Annotated in this window: 11 protein-coding genes and 1 pseudogene; 5 read left to right on the top strand and 7 right to left on the bottom strand. The window is 68.7% G+C overall.

The features are described 5' to 3' along the window. Positions 1 to 127 (top strand): annotated as a pseudogene (locus G3I60_RS29900) (IS481 family transposase); the annotation flags it as partial. On the opposite strand, the gene G3I60_RS47115 reads toward G3I60_RS29900, so the two are convergent. Together G3I60_RS47115 and G3I60_RS29910 are read right to left on the bottom strand one after the other, a co-directional pair. Continuing rightward, a complete protein-coding gene (locus tag G3I60_RS47115; RefSeq protein WP_369334869.1) occupies positions 124 to 888 on the bottom strand; it encodes a transposase in 765 nt (254 codons plus the stop codon). The pseudogene G3I60_RS29900 and the gene G3I60_RS47115 sit on opposite strands and share 4 nt — an antisense overlap. A 49-nt stretch (positions 889 to 937) precedes the next feature. Next, entirely contained in the window at positions 938 to 3322 is a 2385-nt protein-coding gene (locus G3I60_RS29910) for a glycoside hydrolase family 44 protein (protein WP_164607962.1), read from the bottom strand. Between the two features lie 641 nt (positions 3323 to 3963). Between G3I60_RS29910 and G3I60_RS29915 the strand changes: the two genes are divergently transcribed. Then, the gene (locus G3I60_RS29915; RefSeq protein ID WP_343241977.1) at positions 3964 to 5940 is read left to right on the top strand and encodes an ABC transporter ATP-binding protein; all 1977 of its coding nucleotides are present in this window, start codon (positions 3964 to 3966) and stop codon (positions 5938 to 5940) included. 20 nt (positions 5941 to 5960) lie between these two features. Here G3I60_RS29915 and G3I60_RS29920 read toward each other — a convergent pair whose 3' ends face one another. The 3 genes from G3I60_RS29920 to G3I60_RS29930 form a co-directional block, all read right to left on the bottom strand. Further along, entirely contained in the window at positions 5961 to 6791 is an 831-nt protein-coding gene (locus G3I60_RS29920) for an alpha/beta fold hydrolase (RefSeq protein WP_164607964.1), read from the bottom strand. Positions 6792 to 6874: 83 nt separating this feature from the next. Then, positions 6875 to 7663, bottom strand: coding sequence for an alpha/beta fold hydrolase (locus G3I60_RS29925; protein ID WP_164607966.1), 789 nt, complete (start codon positions 7661 to 7663; stop codon positions 6875 to 6877). A 171-nt stretch (positions 7664 to 7834) separates the two neighbouring features. Beyond that, entirely contained in the window at positions 7835 to 8878 is a 1044-nt protein-coding gene (locus G3I60_RS29930) for a trans-acting enoyl reductase family protein (RefSeq protein WP_164607968.1), read from the bottom strand. A gap of 128 nt (positions 8879 to 9006) precedes the next feature. On the opposite strand from G3I60_RS29930, the gene G3I60_RS29935 reads away from it, so the two are divergent. After that, positions 9007 to 9942, top strand: coding sequence for a helix-turn-helix domain-containing protein (locus G3I60_RS29935; protein ID WP_164607970.1), 936 nt, complete (start codon positions 9007 to 9009; stop codon positions 9940 to 9942). Between the two features lie 182 nt (positions 9943 to 10124). Then, on the top strand, positions 10125 to 10631 hold the full coding sequence (locus tag G3I60_RS29940) for a ricin-type beta-trefoil lectin domain protein (protein ID WP_164607972.1): 507 nt from the start codon (positions 10125 to 10127) through the stop codon (positions 10629 to 10631). A 124-nt stretch (positions 10632 to 10755) separates the two neighbouring features. Here the strand turns inward: G3I60_RS29940 and G3I60_RS29945 are convergent, their stop codons facing one another. Beyond that, complete coding sequence (locus G3I60_RS29945) at positions 10756 to 12216, bottom strand: non-reducing end alpha-L-arabinofuranosidase family hydrolase (RefSeq protein WP_164607974.1); 1461 nt, start codon at positions 12214 to 12216, stop codon at positions 10756 to 10758. Continuing rightward, positions 12216 to 12959, bottom strand: a complete 744-nt coding sequence (locus G3I60_RS29950; protein ID WP_164607976.1) for a cupin domain-containing protein — start codon at positions 12957 to 12959, stop codon at positions 12216 to 12218. The genes G3I60_RS29945 and G3I60_RS29950 overlap by 1 nt, the downstream gene beginning before the upstream one ends. Before the next feature lie 128 nt (positions 12960 to 13087). On the opposite strand from G3I60_RS29950, the gene G3I60_RS29955 reads away from it, so the two are divergent. After that, positions 13088 to 14317, top strand: a complete 1230-nt coding sequence (locus tag G3I60_RS29955; RefSeq protein ID WP_203674236.1) for an RNA-guided endonuclease TnpB family protein — start codon at positions 13088 to 13090, stop codon at positions 14315 to 14317. Positions 14318 to 14333 lie beyond the last annotated feature (16 nt).

Below are 14333 nucleotides of genomic sequence, written 5' to 3' on the forward strand. Positions count from 1 at the left end.
CAACGACGAGCGAACAGCCGCTCTGCCAGACTTCCTCCACACCTACAACCACCACCGCGGCCACACCGCACTCGGCGGAAACCCACCCATCACCCGCGCAAACAACCCTGCGGGTCAATACACCTAGGCCGTGTCTTCAAACGATCTTGAGTAGTGGATCATGTTCGGGTGATACGTCGACATGAATTGTCCGATGCCGAGTGGGAGTTCGTCCGTTCGCTGTTGCCGGTCGCGTCGTGCAGCAGGAAGCGGGTGGACGACCACACGGTGCTTCGAGCTCGTAACAGGATCATGGGTGGGCCTTCTTGAGGCGTCGACAGCAGATGAGGCTGCATGCCAGGGAGACGAAGGCATCGTGGAGTTCGAGGCGTCGTTCCCATCGGACGGCGAGCGTTTGAACCGGTGGAGGAGGGCGAAGGCCTGCTCGACGACGTAGCGGAGTTTGCCCAGGCCCTTGATGTTCGGGGCGCCCTTGCGGGAGATGACCGGCATGATCCGGCGTGTGCGCAGGTCACGGCGGCCTACCCGGGAGTCGTACGCCTCGTCACCCAGGATGGACTCGGGGCGTCGGCGGGGACGGCCCGGACGCCCGGCCACCGGCGGGATGCCGTCAACGAGGGCGAGAGTCTGCGTGATGTCGTTGACGTTCGCCGCAGTCGTGATGACGTGGAGCGGAGTGCCCTTCCCGTCGCAGATCAGATGGTGTTTGCTGCCGGTCTTCCGCCGGTCGACCGGTGACGGACCGGTCGCGTCTCCCCTTTTTTGGCGCGGACGTGGGAGCCGTCCACGCACGCGCGGGGCCACCGCACCCCCGGCTGCGGGTCTGCTCCCCCAGTCACCGCCACCACCGACTACGGAACAGAGCCGTTTGACTGGACAGGCCCCCACGACCTGGCCGACCCCTGCCGTTCGGGGTCGGCCAGGTGTGCGGGGTAGGTCAGTGGGGTGCGTTGCGTGCGGGTGCGTGGCCGACGGCCGGGGTGGGGGCGGCGGCTGCCGCGGTGCCTGCGGTGGTGCAGGTGGTGCCGTTGAGGGTGAACGTGCTGGGTGCGGTGTTGGCGCCGGAGTAGGCGCCGTTGAAGCCGATCGTGGTGGAACCCCCAGTGGGCAGGGACGCGTTCCAGCCGGCATCCTTGACGGTGACCGCGGCGCCGGTTTGCGACCAGGTGCCGCTCCAGCCCTGGGTGACCTTCTGGTTGCCGGCGAAGGTGAATCCGAGGTTCCAGCCGTTGACCGGTGCCGCCTGGTTGGTGATCTGCACGCTGGCGGTGAAGCCGGCGCCCCAGTCATTACTGATCCGGTAGGCGACGGTGCAGCCGCTCATTGTGGCCGGGCCGGTGGTGATTTGCAGCGGAGCCGACGGAAGTGAACTGCGGCCCCCGGTGTCGGTGGCCACGACGCGGAAGGTGTAGGCGGTGCCCGGGGTCAGACCGGTGACGGTGGCGGTGGTCGTCGACGCGGGGACGGTGGCCAGCGGAGCCGTGGTGGCCGGGTCGCCGGCGTACACGCGGTAGTCCGCCAGGGGGGAGGTCCCGGGTGTGGCGGCCGGCCAGGTCAGCGTCACGCGGTCGGGGCCGGTCGCGGAGGCCGTGGGAGTGCCGGGTGCCGAGGGCGGGGTCGCCTGGGCCGAGTCTGCGGGAATGACGTACTCGGTGATGGAGTATGCCGGGAAGGTCGCGGTGAACGAGCCGCCGCTGAGCGGCTGATCGGCCGGGTGCTGGATCGCGGTGGGGTCGGCCTGGCCGTAGCGGTAGACCTGCGCCGCTGCCGGGAGCGTGGTGCCGCCGGTCACGGAAACGGGTGCGGTCAGGTCGCCAGTGGTCTTGTTGACCACCATGACCGTGGTGGCATGGTCGCTGCTGCGCTCGGCCGCGTACACCGACAGCTTGTCCTGGTCGGCGCTCGCGGCCCGGACGGAGGTGTCGCCGAAGGTGCCGCCGTGGCCGTCGTAGTTCAGGAACATGCGGAAGGCGTACGCCCCGGGGTCGGTCGCTTTCGGCGGTGACCACAAGGTGGCCAGGTCCAGCCCCTCACGTCCGAAGATCCCCAGCGCGTCGGCCTCGGCCAGGCCGCCGTCGATATGGTCCAGCGCACCCCAGTTGTACTCCGAGATGGCCAGCTTCGTACCCGGGTAGTTCTGGCCGACCAGCGAGCGCATGCGGGGGATGAACTGGATCGGCTGGTTGATCCAGCTCTCGTCGACGTACGAGGGATCCCACAACTGCCGGGTGGAACGCAGTCGCAGGGCCTGCGTCGCCGCGTCGTCCGCACTGCCGGACACACCGGACTGCTGCGGGTAGATGTGCTCGTCGAAGTAGTCCAGGATCCGGCGCCCGTGCGCCTGCTCGTAGGCCTTCATCTGCTGCAGGTACCAAGGGGCGAACTGCACCCCGCCGTGCGCGGCGGCGTCCGGCGGGTTCGACCAGCAACTGCCCCCCTGCTCGCCGCACACCTGCTGGTCCAGGCCGGAGTAGATCAGCGAGTTGAAGCCCCAGCCGACCGGGCCGAGGGTCTGCGCGGCCGGGTCGGCGTTCTTGACGGCTGCGGCGGTGGCGTAGGTGCTGTCGCGCATTTCGTCGTAGCTCGCCCCGGCCGGGTGGACATCGCGGTGCGTGCCGAACCACAGGTCCGGTTCGTTGTCCAGGTCGTAGAAGCGCACCCCGCCGCTGTCCGCGGTGCCGTAGGAGCTGTCGAGGTACTGCACCCAGCCCTCCACGAAGTCCGGGCCCGCGGGCGTGCTGGTCTCGGCCGGATCGTTGCCCGTGATCAGGGTGCCGTCGGGCTTCTTGCCGTTGCCGCAGTCAGGCCGCCACTGCGCGTCGGTGTCCTGCTGAGGACCGTACTTGGCGACGCTGAACCCGCAGCCGTTGTCGCGGCCGGCCGCCGTCCAGCCGATCATCGGCACGGTCATCAGCGTGTCGGTGCCGGTCCTGCGGTTCTGGTCGATGAACTTGTCGGCCTGCGATCCGGCGGGCAGGGCCGCGGTGTCGTTGCTGTAGTGCAGGTCCTCGAAGTACCAGTCGGACCCAGCGTTGTAGGCGTCGAGCTTGTAGTTGTAACGGGTGGTGGCGTTGCCGCCCCAGCGGCCCATCGGCAGACGCAGTTCTTTGGCCAACGCCTCGTCGGGGAAGTTCATGCCGTAGATGTGGGGGTCGATGGCGTGCCGCCCGCTGGTGGCGTCCACGGTGATCGCCGGGCCCGCGGTGGCATCGGCCGCCCGCACGGATCGCCCGGGCCCGGTGCCGGCGGCCTGCGCCGCCCCGGTGCCGGCCAGCAACACCGCGCATGCCGCCAGGGCGGCCGCCTTGTGTGTCGTACGCATGGTCTCCTTCTCAACAGCCGGCAGCGCGGGCGCTACGGCCCGCAACGCCCGAAGGCGTGCGATCGGCACGTACCGCCGGCAGCGCTGCGGCCTTGGGTGGGGGGATGAAAACGACCGCGCTGTGGGAACCCGGCTCTCACCGGCCGGTGGGCGGGCGAGGCAGGATGCTGCAGCCGGCGATGGCGTTGCTCGGCCGACTGCGAAACTCCTCAACTCGCCGCGACGTGGGGCCAGCTAATGCGTGGGAGCGCTCCCACGCAGGAGTCTGGAACGCCTGGACCGGAGTGTCAATACGTACGCACAAGTGTCCGCATGGGCGCGCCCTGCACTCCGCGGCGGGAGCCGGATCAATGGCAGCGGCTCGTCCTCGACCGTTTGAGACCTCCTCGGAAAGGACCTGTCCCGCTTGAGTGAATCGCACAACGCTTGGAGGAGGAGTGGCCCAGCCCCGCCAGGGGTTTGCGGCCAATCCCGAACGCCAGATCGGCACATGACCCCCCAGGGGGCGTTACGTACCGCCACAGGGCTCGTTTTTAGAGCACTCGTCCGAAATCAGGAGGCGTCGTGCACCCCCTTCTCGAAGCCGTCGGTGTCCACTTGCTGTTCGAAAATAACGGCCAAGTCCTGCTGGGCCGGCGACCGTGAAGTCCTTTCGCCGCGCCAGGGCAGCGTCCCACGTACCGCACTCGGCCACCGAACAGCTTCTGTTCGGCGGCAGGTTACGGGGCGACTGGGGGTTCACCACCCACGAGGGTGTCGTGTTGAACGTGACGTTCTTCTCGGTGCTCCGGCAACTGCCGCGCATGGTCGGGCAGACCTCCGCGATGGCCTGGGCGGTCGACCGCACCGCGCTGATCGCCGTGGTCATCGCGCAACTTGGCCAAGGCGCTGCAGGCGCCTTCGGCCTGTTGGCCGCCAACCAGGTACTGCTGGGCTTGTTCGCCGGCGGCCCGACCGGTGACAAGGTGCGCGCCGCGTTCCCCTCCCTGCTGTGGATGGCGACGGCCAGCGCGCTGGCCGCAGTGCTGCAAGCCGTCGCCCAGGCAGCCGGGGGGCGCTTGGAGCCGAAGGTCGAGCGGCACGCGGCGGTCAGCATGCTCGCGCGGATCATCCGGGTGGAGATGGAAACCATCGAGGACCCGGGGTTTCACGCACTAGTCGACTCCGGGCAGCACGGCACGATGGCCGCGCGGCACCTGATCACTCACACCCTGGGTATCGGCGAGGGCGTAATGGCACTGGCGGCCTCCGGTGGGGTCCTGGCGGTGCTGCATCCCATCCTGGTGCCCTTGTTGCTGGCGGTGGTGCTCCCCAAGGCATGGGGAACCATTCGCGCGGCTCGCCGGGACTACGCCTCTGTCCAGGTCTGGATCGAGCACGTCCGCCAGCAGATGACGCTTCGCCGCCTCATGGTCTCCCAGACTGCCTCGCCGGAAATGCGCGTGCACGCAGCCGGGCCCTTCCTCCTGGACCAGTACAAGACGATGTCCATGGAGGGCGAGGAGGAGCAGACCCGCCTGGCCCGAGAAGCGGCTGGCACCGAACTGCTGACCTCCGCGATCTCCGGTCTCACCTCCGCGGTGACATACCTGGTGCTTGCCTGGCTGCTCACCAGCGGCCACATGCCGCTGGCTTCGGCAGCAACCGCCGTCCTGGCGATCCGAAACGGCACCATGGGACTGCGACGCCTGGTCACCAACGTCCACCAGCTCTACGAGCAGGCCCTGTTCTACAACGACCTCGTGCGCGCCCGGGACGAGGCAGCCCGCCGGGCCATCCCCACGGGCGGCATCCCCGTGACCGCCTGTCCGGAACTCATCGAGTTCGACCGCGTGACCTTCACCTACCCCGGCCGCGAGGCCCCCGCTCTGGAGGACGTGAGCCTGACCATTCGACGCGGCCAAGTCATCGCCCTGGTCGGGGAGAACGGCGCCGGCAAGACCACCTTGGCCAAAGCCTTGGTCGGGCTCTACCGACCGACCAAGGGCCGTATCCTCTTCGACGGCATCAGCACCCAGGAGTTGGACCGCGACCAGCTCTTCGACCGCTGCGCACTGGTCCTGCAGGACTTCATGCGCTGGCCGTTCACCCTGGCCGCCAACGTCTTCATCGGCCGCCCCACCGCCCGCCAGGACAACGCCCGCCGTGAGGGCGCGGCTGCGTACGCCGACCTCGGCGTGGTCATGGAAGACCTACCGCGCGGCTGGGACACCCTCATTGAACGCGGCTACCACGGAGGCGTGGAGATTTCCGGGGGGCAATGGCAGCGGGTGGCCCTGGCCCGCGCGTTCTTCCGGCGCGCTGACCTGCTGATCTGTGACGAACCCACCAGCGCCCTGGATCCGGCCGCCGAGGTCGCCGCCTTCGACCAGATCCGAAACCTCGCCGCCGAGGGCCAGACCATCATCCTCATTACCCACCGGCTGAACTCGGTCATCGACGCCGACCGCATCTACGTCCTGGACCACGGCCGTCTCGCCGAAGCCGGCACCTTCACCTCGCTCATGGCCAAGGACAACGACGGGCCGGGACTCTTTCGGCGGATGTTCCTTCTCCAAGCACGCCAATACCAAACGGACAGCCCGGTAGTGCCAGGACTCCCCCGGCAGGCCCCGTGATGCGGGCCATGCCGCAGCACTCAGGTACGGGCGAAGGAGCGCAGGTCTTCGTTGAGGCGGTCCGCGTGGGTCGCGAACAGCCCGTGGCCCGCGTTCTCGTACACGTGCAGTGCCGCACCCGGGATCAGGGCGGCCGCGCGGCGGCCGGTGAGGTGGAGCGGGGCGGAAGCGTCGGCGGAGCCGTGCACGACGAGGACCGGGCAGTCGATCTTCGCCAGTTCCGGTACGAGGTTCAGTGAGGGCAGAAGGTCGTTGAGGGCCGTCCCCGCCCGTGCCGTCGCTCCGTGGCAGAGGTCCACCATGTGCGCCACGTATGCGTCCGAGACCGTGGGGCGCGGAAGATGGCGGGCGAAGAATGCGTTCGCCCCGTCGGCGAAGAACTTCGCCCGATCCTGCCGGAAGGTCTCGTTGAACGCGCGGATGAGCTCTGGATCCAGTCCCTCGGCGTGATCCGAAGACCGGGCGGGCCCCGGCGCCACTCCGCTGACGAGTACAACCCGGGCCACCCGCTCACCACAGCCGAGGGTCAGGTGGCGGACGACCTCGGCGGTGCCGAAGGAATGCCCGACCAACGTGACGTCGAGCAGGTCCAAGTGGTCGAGCAGCGCTCCCAGATCTCCAGCCAGCGTATCGAGGTCGAAGCCGCCCCAGACGTCCTCGGACCCGCCGTGTCCCCTGCGGTCGAGCCTCACGCACCGGAACCCCTCGGCCGCCAGGGGCAGCATCTGGGACTCCCACATCTCGGTACTGAAGTAGGAGCCGTTGACGAAGACGATGACGGGGCCGCTCTGCGGACCGTAGTCGACGAAGTGGAGACGAGTGTGATCGGTCGTGGACTCGAAGTACGGCATGACGGGGGTCCTTCCATGGGTTGGCTGTGGGGCGTGGCCGGCCGCGTCGGCGGCCGGCGCGGCGGACCGGTCATCACGGTGGTTCAGATGCCCGCGAGGAACTCCCGAACCGCGGTGGCGAAGCCATCGGGGTCGGCCTGTTGGACGAAGTGGTCGGTGTCCAGGGAGCGGTAGACCGTGCCGGGGCGCCTGGAGCACATGGCATGGGCCTGTTCGGCGGGCAGGACCTGGCTGCGCAGCCCATGGATGAGGAGCGCGGGGCAGTCGGTGGCGAGCCACTGTTTCCAGTGGTCACCGTGAACAAGGTTCTCGGAGTCGACGGTGTCCTGCGGGTGGAAAGGCAGCCGCCAGCCGCCGTCGGGCAGCGGGCGCAGCACGGGGCCGAGAACGGCGGCGAGGGGTCCGCAGGCGGCGGCCAGTTCCTCGCGGGTGGCAGCGGTGTAGGGGAAGTTGAGCACGAAGGCGAGGGGGCTGGTTCCGTGGTCGGGGAGGTCGACGGCGGTGTCGATATTGATCAGGGCTTCGACCAGTTCGGGGCGTTCGGAGGCCAGGTGGTAGGCGTTGATCGCTCCGAGGGAGTGGCCGAGGAAGACCGCCCGGTCGATGCCGAGGTGGTCGAGGAGGGCGAGGAGGTCGGCGAGGTAGCCGATGCGGGTGTATTCGCGGGCGCGCTGGGAGTCGCCGTGGCCGCGCTGGTCCGGGGCGATCACGCGCCACTCAGGGCCGAGGGCGGAGGCCAGGGCGGCGAAGGATGCGCCTTCGGAGAGGTGGCCGTGCAGTGCTACGAGGGGGCGGCCGTTGCCGCCGTAGTCCAGGTAGGACAGGGTCCGACCCTCGAAGGTCATGGTGGCACGGGTGGGCAGGGCGGTCATCGTGGTGTTACTTCCTCGGTTCGAGGTGCGGGGTAGAGGGTCCTTGCCGAGGCCGACGTCTGAGGCGCTTGTTCCATACGACCGAAGCGATGGCTTGGAGAGACCGAGCCCTGGGGCCGCGGCGCGCTCGGCGCGTAGGAAGCGGACGACGGCCGCGCGGGTGGAGGGGGGTCAGGCGATCTGCTTCTGTGGGTTCAGGTCGAAGGTGATGTGCGGGGCGAGCGCGTGCAGGAAGTCTGGAGCGTCGAAGATCTCCCCTGCGGAGGCGACGCCCTTGGTCTTGGTGCGGCCGGTCAGGACGCGCTCGAGGGCCTCGGCGACCAGAGGCGCGGTGACCGCGTAAATGTCCTGGCCGCCGGCCGTGGCCCGGCGTTCGGTTCCGCCCGAGCGCACGACGACATCGACGAGGAAGGTCTGGTCCGAGCGCCCGCTCTTGTCGGTGGCGGTCGGGGGCGGTGTGTGGGGGGTGGCGATGTCGCGGACGGCCTCGGCGGTCATGTAGGTGGTCACATTGGGGATGGACAGGTGCTGGGGGACGGTGACGACGTCCGCCATCGTGAACTCGCCGATCACCTGGCGGGGCCCCATCGGGTCCGGGAAGGTCCACTCCAGGGTGGGCGCCTGGTCGACGCGGTGCTCCCACTGTCCGCCGCTGTAGCGCAGGCGGTGGTCGCCGCGCCGCTCGCGGGAGACCGCGCCCGAGAGCCGGGTGCCGGCGGTGGGGTGCCAGCTGCTGAGCGCGTAGGCGATGTGAGCCTCGTCGGCTTCGGTCCAGTCGCCCATCGCCGCGGTGGCCAGCAGGTCGCCGAGACCGCCGAAGAAGGCCATGGCCGGGACGATCACCGCTCCCGCGTCCCGGGCCCGCTCACGGTAGTGGGCGAAGGTATCGAGATTTGCTTCGAGTTCGGCGGCCACGTCCAGGTACGGGATCCCCGCGCGCAGCGCGGCCTCGATGACGGGGCCGGTGGTCGAGGCGAAGGGGCCGGCGCAGTTGATGACCGCCGCCGTTCCCGCCAGAGCCCGGTCCAGCGAAGCCGGATCCCCGGCCGACGCCACCCGGGCCTCCAGCCCGTGCTCGCCGGCCAGCTCCTCCAGAGCCTGCGCGTTGCGCCCTGATGGCACCGGCACAAACCCGCGCGCGGCCAGCTCTGCGACCACGAACCGTCCCGTGTGACCGTACGCGCCGAAAACCGCCACCAGCTGACCTGACCCCATGAGACTGCTCCCCTGTACTCGAACGCCCGCTGCGATGTTGATCCGCTGCGGCCTGACACGCCTATCCTGTCCTCCCGGCAGCACCCCGCACGAGCGTCGGAAACGACATGCCACGTACAGTTTCGGACATGCCCACTGTCGCGCTGGCCGTCACCGACGGCATGCTCCACTACGAACTGTCCGTGGCCGTCGAGATCTTCGGGTCCGACCTGACCCACATCGTGGACCCCTGGTACGACTTCTCCCTCTGCGGGAACGGCCCGGTGCACGTCGACCGCTTCCGCCTTGAACCCGACCATGGACTCGACCACCTCGCGCGCGCGGACACGGTGATCGTCCCCGGCTGGGCCGACACGGACCGCGAACCGCCACCCGAACTGGTCGAGGCGGTACGCGCCGCTCACGCGGGCGGTGCCCGCGTGGCCTCACTGTGCACGGGCGCCTTCGTCCTGGGCGCGGCAGGGCTGCTCGACGGCAGGCGCGCCACCACACACTGGGCTCACACGCGGGAATTGGCCCGGCGCCACCCAGCGGCCACCGTCGATCCGGACGTCCTCTACGTCGACAACGGCGACGTCCTCACCTCCGCGGGCAAGGCCGCCGCCATGGATCTGTGCCTGCACCTGGTCCGCCTCGACCACGGCTCGGCCAACGCCAACAAGATCGCTCGACGTCTGGTCATCCCACCCCACCGCGACGGCGGCCAGGCCCAGTTCATCGCCACCCCCCTCCCGGCACCAGGCAACCACCCCTTGAGCGAACTCTTCCCCTGGGCGTTGGAGCGACTGGACCAACCGCTCAGCGTGGAGGACCTGGCCCGCCAGGCCCGCATGAGCTCACGCCACCTCGGCCGACACTTCAAACACCTCACCGGCACCACGCCACTGCAGTGGCTCCACACCCAGCGCATCCGCCATGCCCAGGAACTGCTGGAGACCACCAACGCCACCGTGGACACCATCGCCGCGGCCACCGGTATGGGCACCGCCACCACCCTGCGCCGCCACTTCCACCGCAGCGTCGGGGTCCCACCCGACACCTATCGCCGCACCTTCCGCCCCTGAGAGCCTGCGAACAAACTGATCATCTCGGGTGCTTGGCCGCGGTGGAGCGTGAGGCCGCTCGTCGTCGACGCCGGAGTGCGGAGGTGCGCTGACGCGGGCATGCCCAGAGCGTGACCATCGCGACACGGCATCTTCATGTTCGATTCACGTGGATATCGCCTCTGCCCTCGATCCTCGCGATCATGAAATCTCGGAAGACCCTGAGACTGACCCTGCCCATGATGTTCGCCGCTCTCCTGCTCACCGTGGCGGGCTCGATGTCCAGTGCGTTCGCGGCGACCGACTGGGTGTACAAGAACGCCTACGAGGGCAACTGCCTCACCGGCTCCACCACGACCAGCAACGTCTGGTCGGGCCCCTGCGACCAGTCGCCCGGCACCTACTGGAACTGGGGCAGTTCGTATACCGCCTACCCCAGCGGGATTACCTACCGCCAGCTGAAGAGCGCGGCCACCGGCAAGTGCCTCACCACGGACGACAAGACCGCCACGAACGCCGTGTGGCTGAGCTCGTGCGACAGCGGCCTCAACCCCGGGCAGTTGTGGAACGGCGACTACAACGAACTCTCGAACTACAGCGGGGGGAATGACCTGCGCACCTCGGCCAACGGTGATGCCGTCTACTCCACCCCCTGGGGCCAGTCCGGTATCGAGGTCGGACGATGGACCTGGAACGGCACACACTACTGACCGCTCCGCGACGCGACGAGGGCCCTGCCGGCCCGGTCGCGAGGAAAATCGGTCGCGTGCCGGGCTCGGCCTTCCGCCGAGCCCGGCACGCCGGCTCCCACCGGAGCCGGACCGTGTCGCGCCGTTAGCGCTGCAGTGTCAGCAGACCCGGTCGCCACGGCAGTTGGTCGTAGGGGCCGCCGGCGGTGGGGGACTTGCCCTGGTAGAGGAGCTGTAGGTTGCAGGGGTCGATGGTCATGGTCTGGTCGGGGTTGTTGCGGACGAGGTCACCGTGGCTGATGTCGTTGGTCCAGGTGGCGCCGCTGTTGGCCTTGCCCGCGAAGGGGTTGCTCTCGGTGGCGGCCTGCGGGGTCCAGGAACCGTTCAGGCTGGTGGCTGTGAACGAGCGGAAGTAGCGCTGCTCACTGGCACCTCGAGCCTCAACGATCATGAGGTACTGGTTCTGGCCCTGGATCTTGTAGACCTGCGGTGCCTCGAAGAGGTTCTTCACCGTGTCGCTCATGACCGTCGTGTAGGACGAGCCGAAGTTGCCGGGGAAGTTCCCGATTGGCATGCTCGTCCGGTAGATGCTGCCGTTGTCACCGGCGAAGAACAGGTACATGTTCTGGCCGTCGGCGATCAGCGTCTGGTCGATCGGGGCGGCGCCCGGGATGCCGCCGGTGAACAGCGGCTGCGGCGCGGACCAGCCGTTGGGGTTGGTGGGGTCGCTCGACGTGCGGTAGATGAAGGGCCACGCACCCCACTGGTAGGCCAGCACCCAGATGTTCTTGGGAGCGAAGTAGAACAGCGTGGGCGCCACCGTGGACTGGCTCATCCCGTTCTGGCCGGCCGACGCCATGTCCGACCAGTTCGTGAAGGGACTGAACGCCATCGAGCCGTACGACGAACCCGACACGTTCGACGCGTAGACCAGGTGCTTGCCGTTGTACACCACGTTGGTGAAGTCCTTCAGCGCGGCCCACCCGTTCGCCGGCTGCGCCAACGCACCCGTCGACGACCAGCGGTACGTCGACGGAAGAGAACACGGACCGGGGTTGCCGCCGCCGACCTTGACGAGCTGCCACTGCTGGTTGGCGCCACCCCAGTCGTCGTACTGCACGATGTTCGCGTTGTCTGCGGTGGAGGCGCCTTGTACTTCGAGTGCCTTGTTGCTGTTACGCGAGATGAACCTCACGTAGCCATCCGAGCTGTCGGCCAGCCGCCACTGCTGGTTGGTGCCGTTCAGGTCGGTCCACTGGACGATCGAGCCGCCGTTGGCGGTGGACCGGTTGTAGACGTCCAGCACCTTGCCGGAGAGGCGGGACTTGATGCGGTAGTAACCGCCGCCGGAGTCGACGAACTGCCACTGCTGCTGGGTCTGATCGTTCCTGGTCCACTGGGTGACGCGCGCGCCGTCATTGGTCGCCAGGTTGTAGTCGTCCAGGGCCTTGCCGCTGTTGCGGTTGACCAGCACATACGAGGCGTTGGTGTCGATGGTCGCGGCGCTGGCGGGCTGGACACTGAGGAAAGTGACCAGGAGCAGCAAGGGCGAAAGGACGGCGAGCAGGCGTCTCAGGTGGGTCAGGGACGGATGGCGAAACCACATCAGAAGAACTCCTTCGGGGGGCGGGGGTGGGGTGACCCCAACGAACCGCGGTTCGGCCGCGCTGGGGGGTCGGGGACGGGATAGGTGTCAAGGCGGCCGCACATGCCGAAGAGCCGGCGCTCCGGGCGCTCCAGCCGGAGCACTTCGCCGTGGCCGAGGTGCGAGAGGTCGCCGGCCTTCAGCCGTTCCAGCTGACGGCCGGTCGTGACGGCTGCGGCCAGGGGGCCGTCACGCCAGCGGATCCACCAGGCGTCCAGGAGCTCACGTTTCAGGCGGTGGGCCGCGGTGTGGAACTCCCGCAGCCCGCCATTGCGCAAGGCCAGGAAGCCTTCGAGTGCCAGGTCGCTGCGGCGGTGCGCTGCCGCGGCCTGGTCGCCGGTCAGGGCGGCCGCCGCCTGGTAGGCGTGGGGATCGGCCAGCACAGCGGCGGGAAAGGTGAAGACGGCGTCGCCCGCCTCGGGCAGTCCGCTGTTCTGCATGAGCACCACGAGGCGCAGGCCGCCGTCGTTGACGAGGCGGTGGATCGTGCCAGGGGTGAACCAGACGACGTCGCCGGGGTGCAGGGGGGTGTCGGCGAAACCGGAGGTGGTGAGGGTCTGGACGCTGCCCGCGCCGCCGATGACGACGTAGGCTTCGGAGCAGACCAGGTGCATGTGGGGTGTGCCGCCGCACAGCCCGTCAGCGGCCTCCCAGTCGTACACGGTCAGCCCGGAGATCCCCACGCCGCCGGGAAGCGGACTCACCTGATACCTCCGAGGATGCCCCGGCCTTCAGGCCGGGGAGGAATCGGAATCCTGGGGAGCAGGGCCGGAAACGCCGTTCCGCCTCCGGGCGGAACGGCACTGTCAGTGGCCGCCGGTAGGTTGATCGCATGACGGCACCGGAGATGGCCGAGGGGTCCGCGCACGCGCGGTACACCTACCGGCTGCGTGTGTCGTCGACGGCCCGCACGGCACTGACGGGCGAGTGGGACCGGTGCCGGTGGGTGTGGAACGAGTCCTGCGCGAAGTCGAAGCAGACGCACCTCGCGAACAAGAACCGCCCCGAAGGAACGGACAAGCGGACCTGCGGCCCCGCGCAGCTCGACAAGATGCTGACCGAAGCCCGCAAGGCGAACACGTGGCTGCGTGAGGGCTCCAGCGTTCCGCAGCAGCAGTTGATCCGGAACTTCGGGAAGTCCCGCGCCAAGGCGCACATGGACATCAAGGACCGGCTGCCGATGCGTCAGCGGTCCGGGATGCCGAAGTACAAGAAGAAGCGGGAAGCCCGGCCGTCCCTCAACTACACCAAGCACGGCTTCCGGTTGAAAGACGGGAAACTGCACCTGGCCGGCGGGATCGTGCTGACGGTCGTGTGGTCGAGGGAACTCCCGGCCGCTCCGTCCAGCGTGCGTGTCTATCAGGACGGCACGGGAGCCTGGTACGCGTCCTTCGTCGTCTGCGCCGGGATCGAGCCGCTGCCGGAGACCGGCCGTGTGATCGGTATCGACTGGGGCGTGCGCGAGACCGCGACCACCACCTCCGACGCCCACGACCTCCCCCACGCCCGGCACGGGCGCACGGCCGCGACCAAGCTCGCCCGCTACCAGCGGATGATGACCCGGCGTAAGCCCCCGAAGGGCAAGCCCGCATCGAAGGGCTACCAGGCGGCGAAGAAGCTGACGGCGAAGCTCCACAAGAAGGTCGCCCGGCAACGCCAGGACACCGGCCGCAAGTGGGCCAAGTCCGTGGTCCGCGACAACGACGGCCTCGCGGTGGAGGACTTCCGTCCGAAGTTCCTCGCGAAGTCCACCATGGCCCGCAAGGCGGCCGACGCGGCGATCTCCGCGACGAAGACGGCCCTGATCGAGATGGGCCGCAAGCACGGCCGGACCGTGCACCTTGTCCACTCCGCGCACACCACGATGGACTGCGCGCAGTGCGGAGCGAGAACCAAGCACGCACTACCTCTTTCGATGCGAACGTATGCCTGCACCGTGTGCGGAGCCGTGTCCTCCAGGGACAAGAACTCCGCATACGTGATGCTGGTCCGGGCTGGTCTCAACCCGGCTAGTGCTGATCGTGGAAGACCTGACCAGGCGCTGCCTGGCCTGGCAGCGTGAGCTAGAAATCCCCAAT

The organism is Streptomyces sp. SID13666, from assembly GCF_010548325.1.
Lineage (GTDB): Bacteria > Actinomycetota > Actinomycetes > Streptomycetales > Streptomycetaceae > Actinacidiphila > Actinacidiphila fildesensis.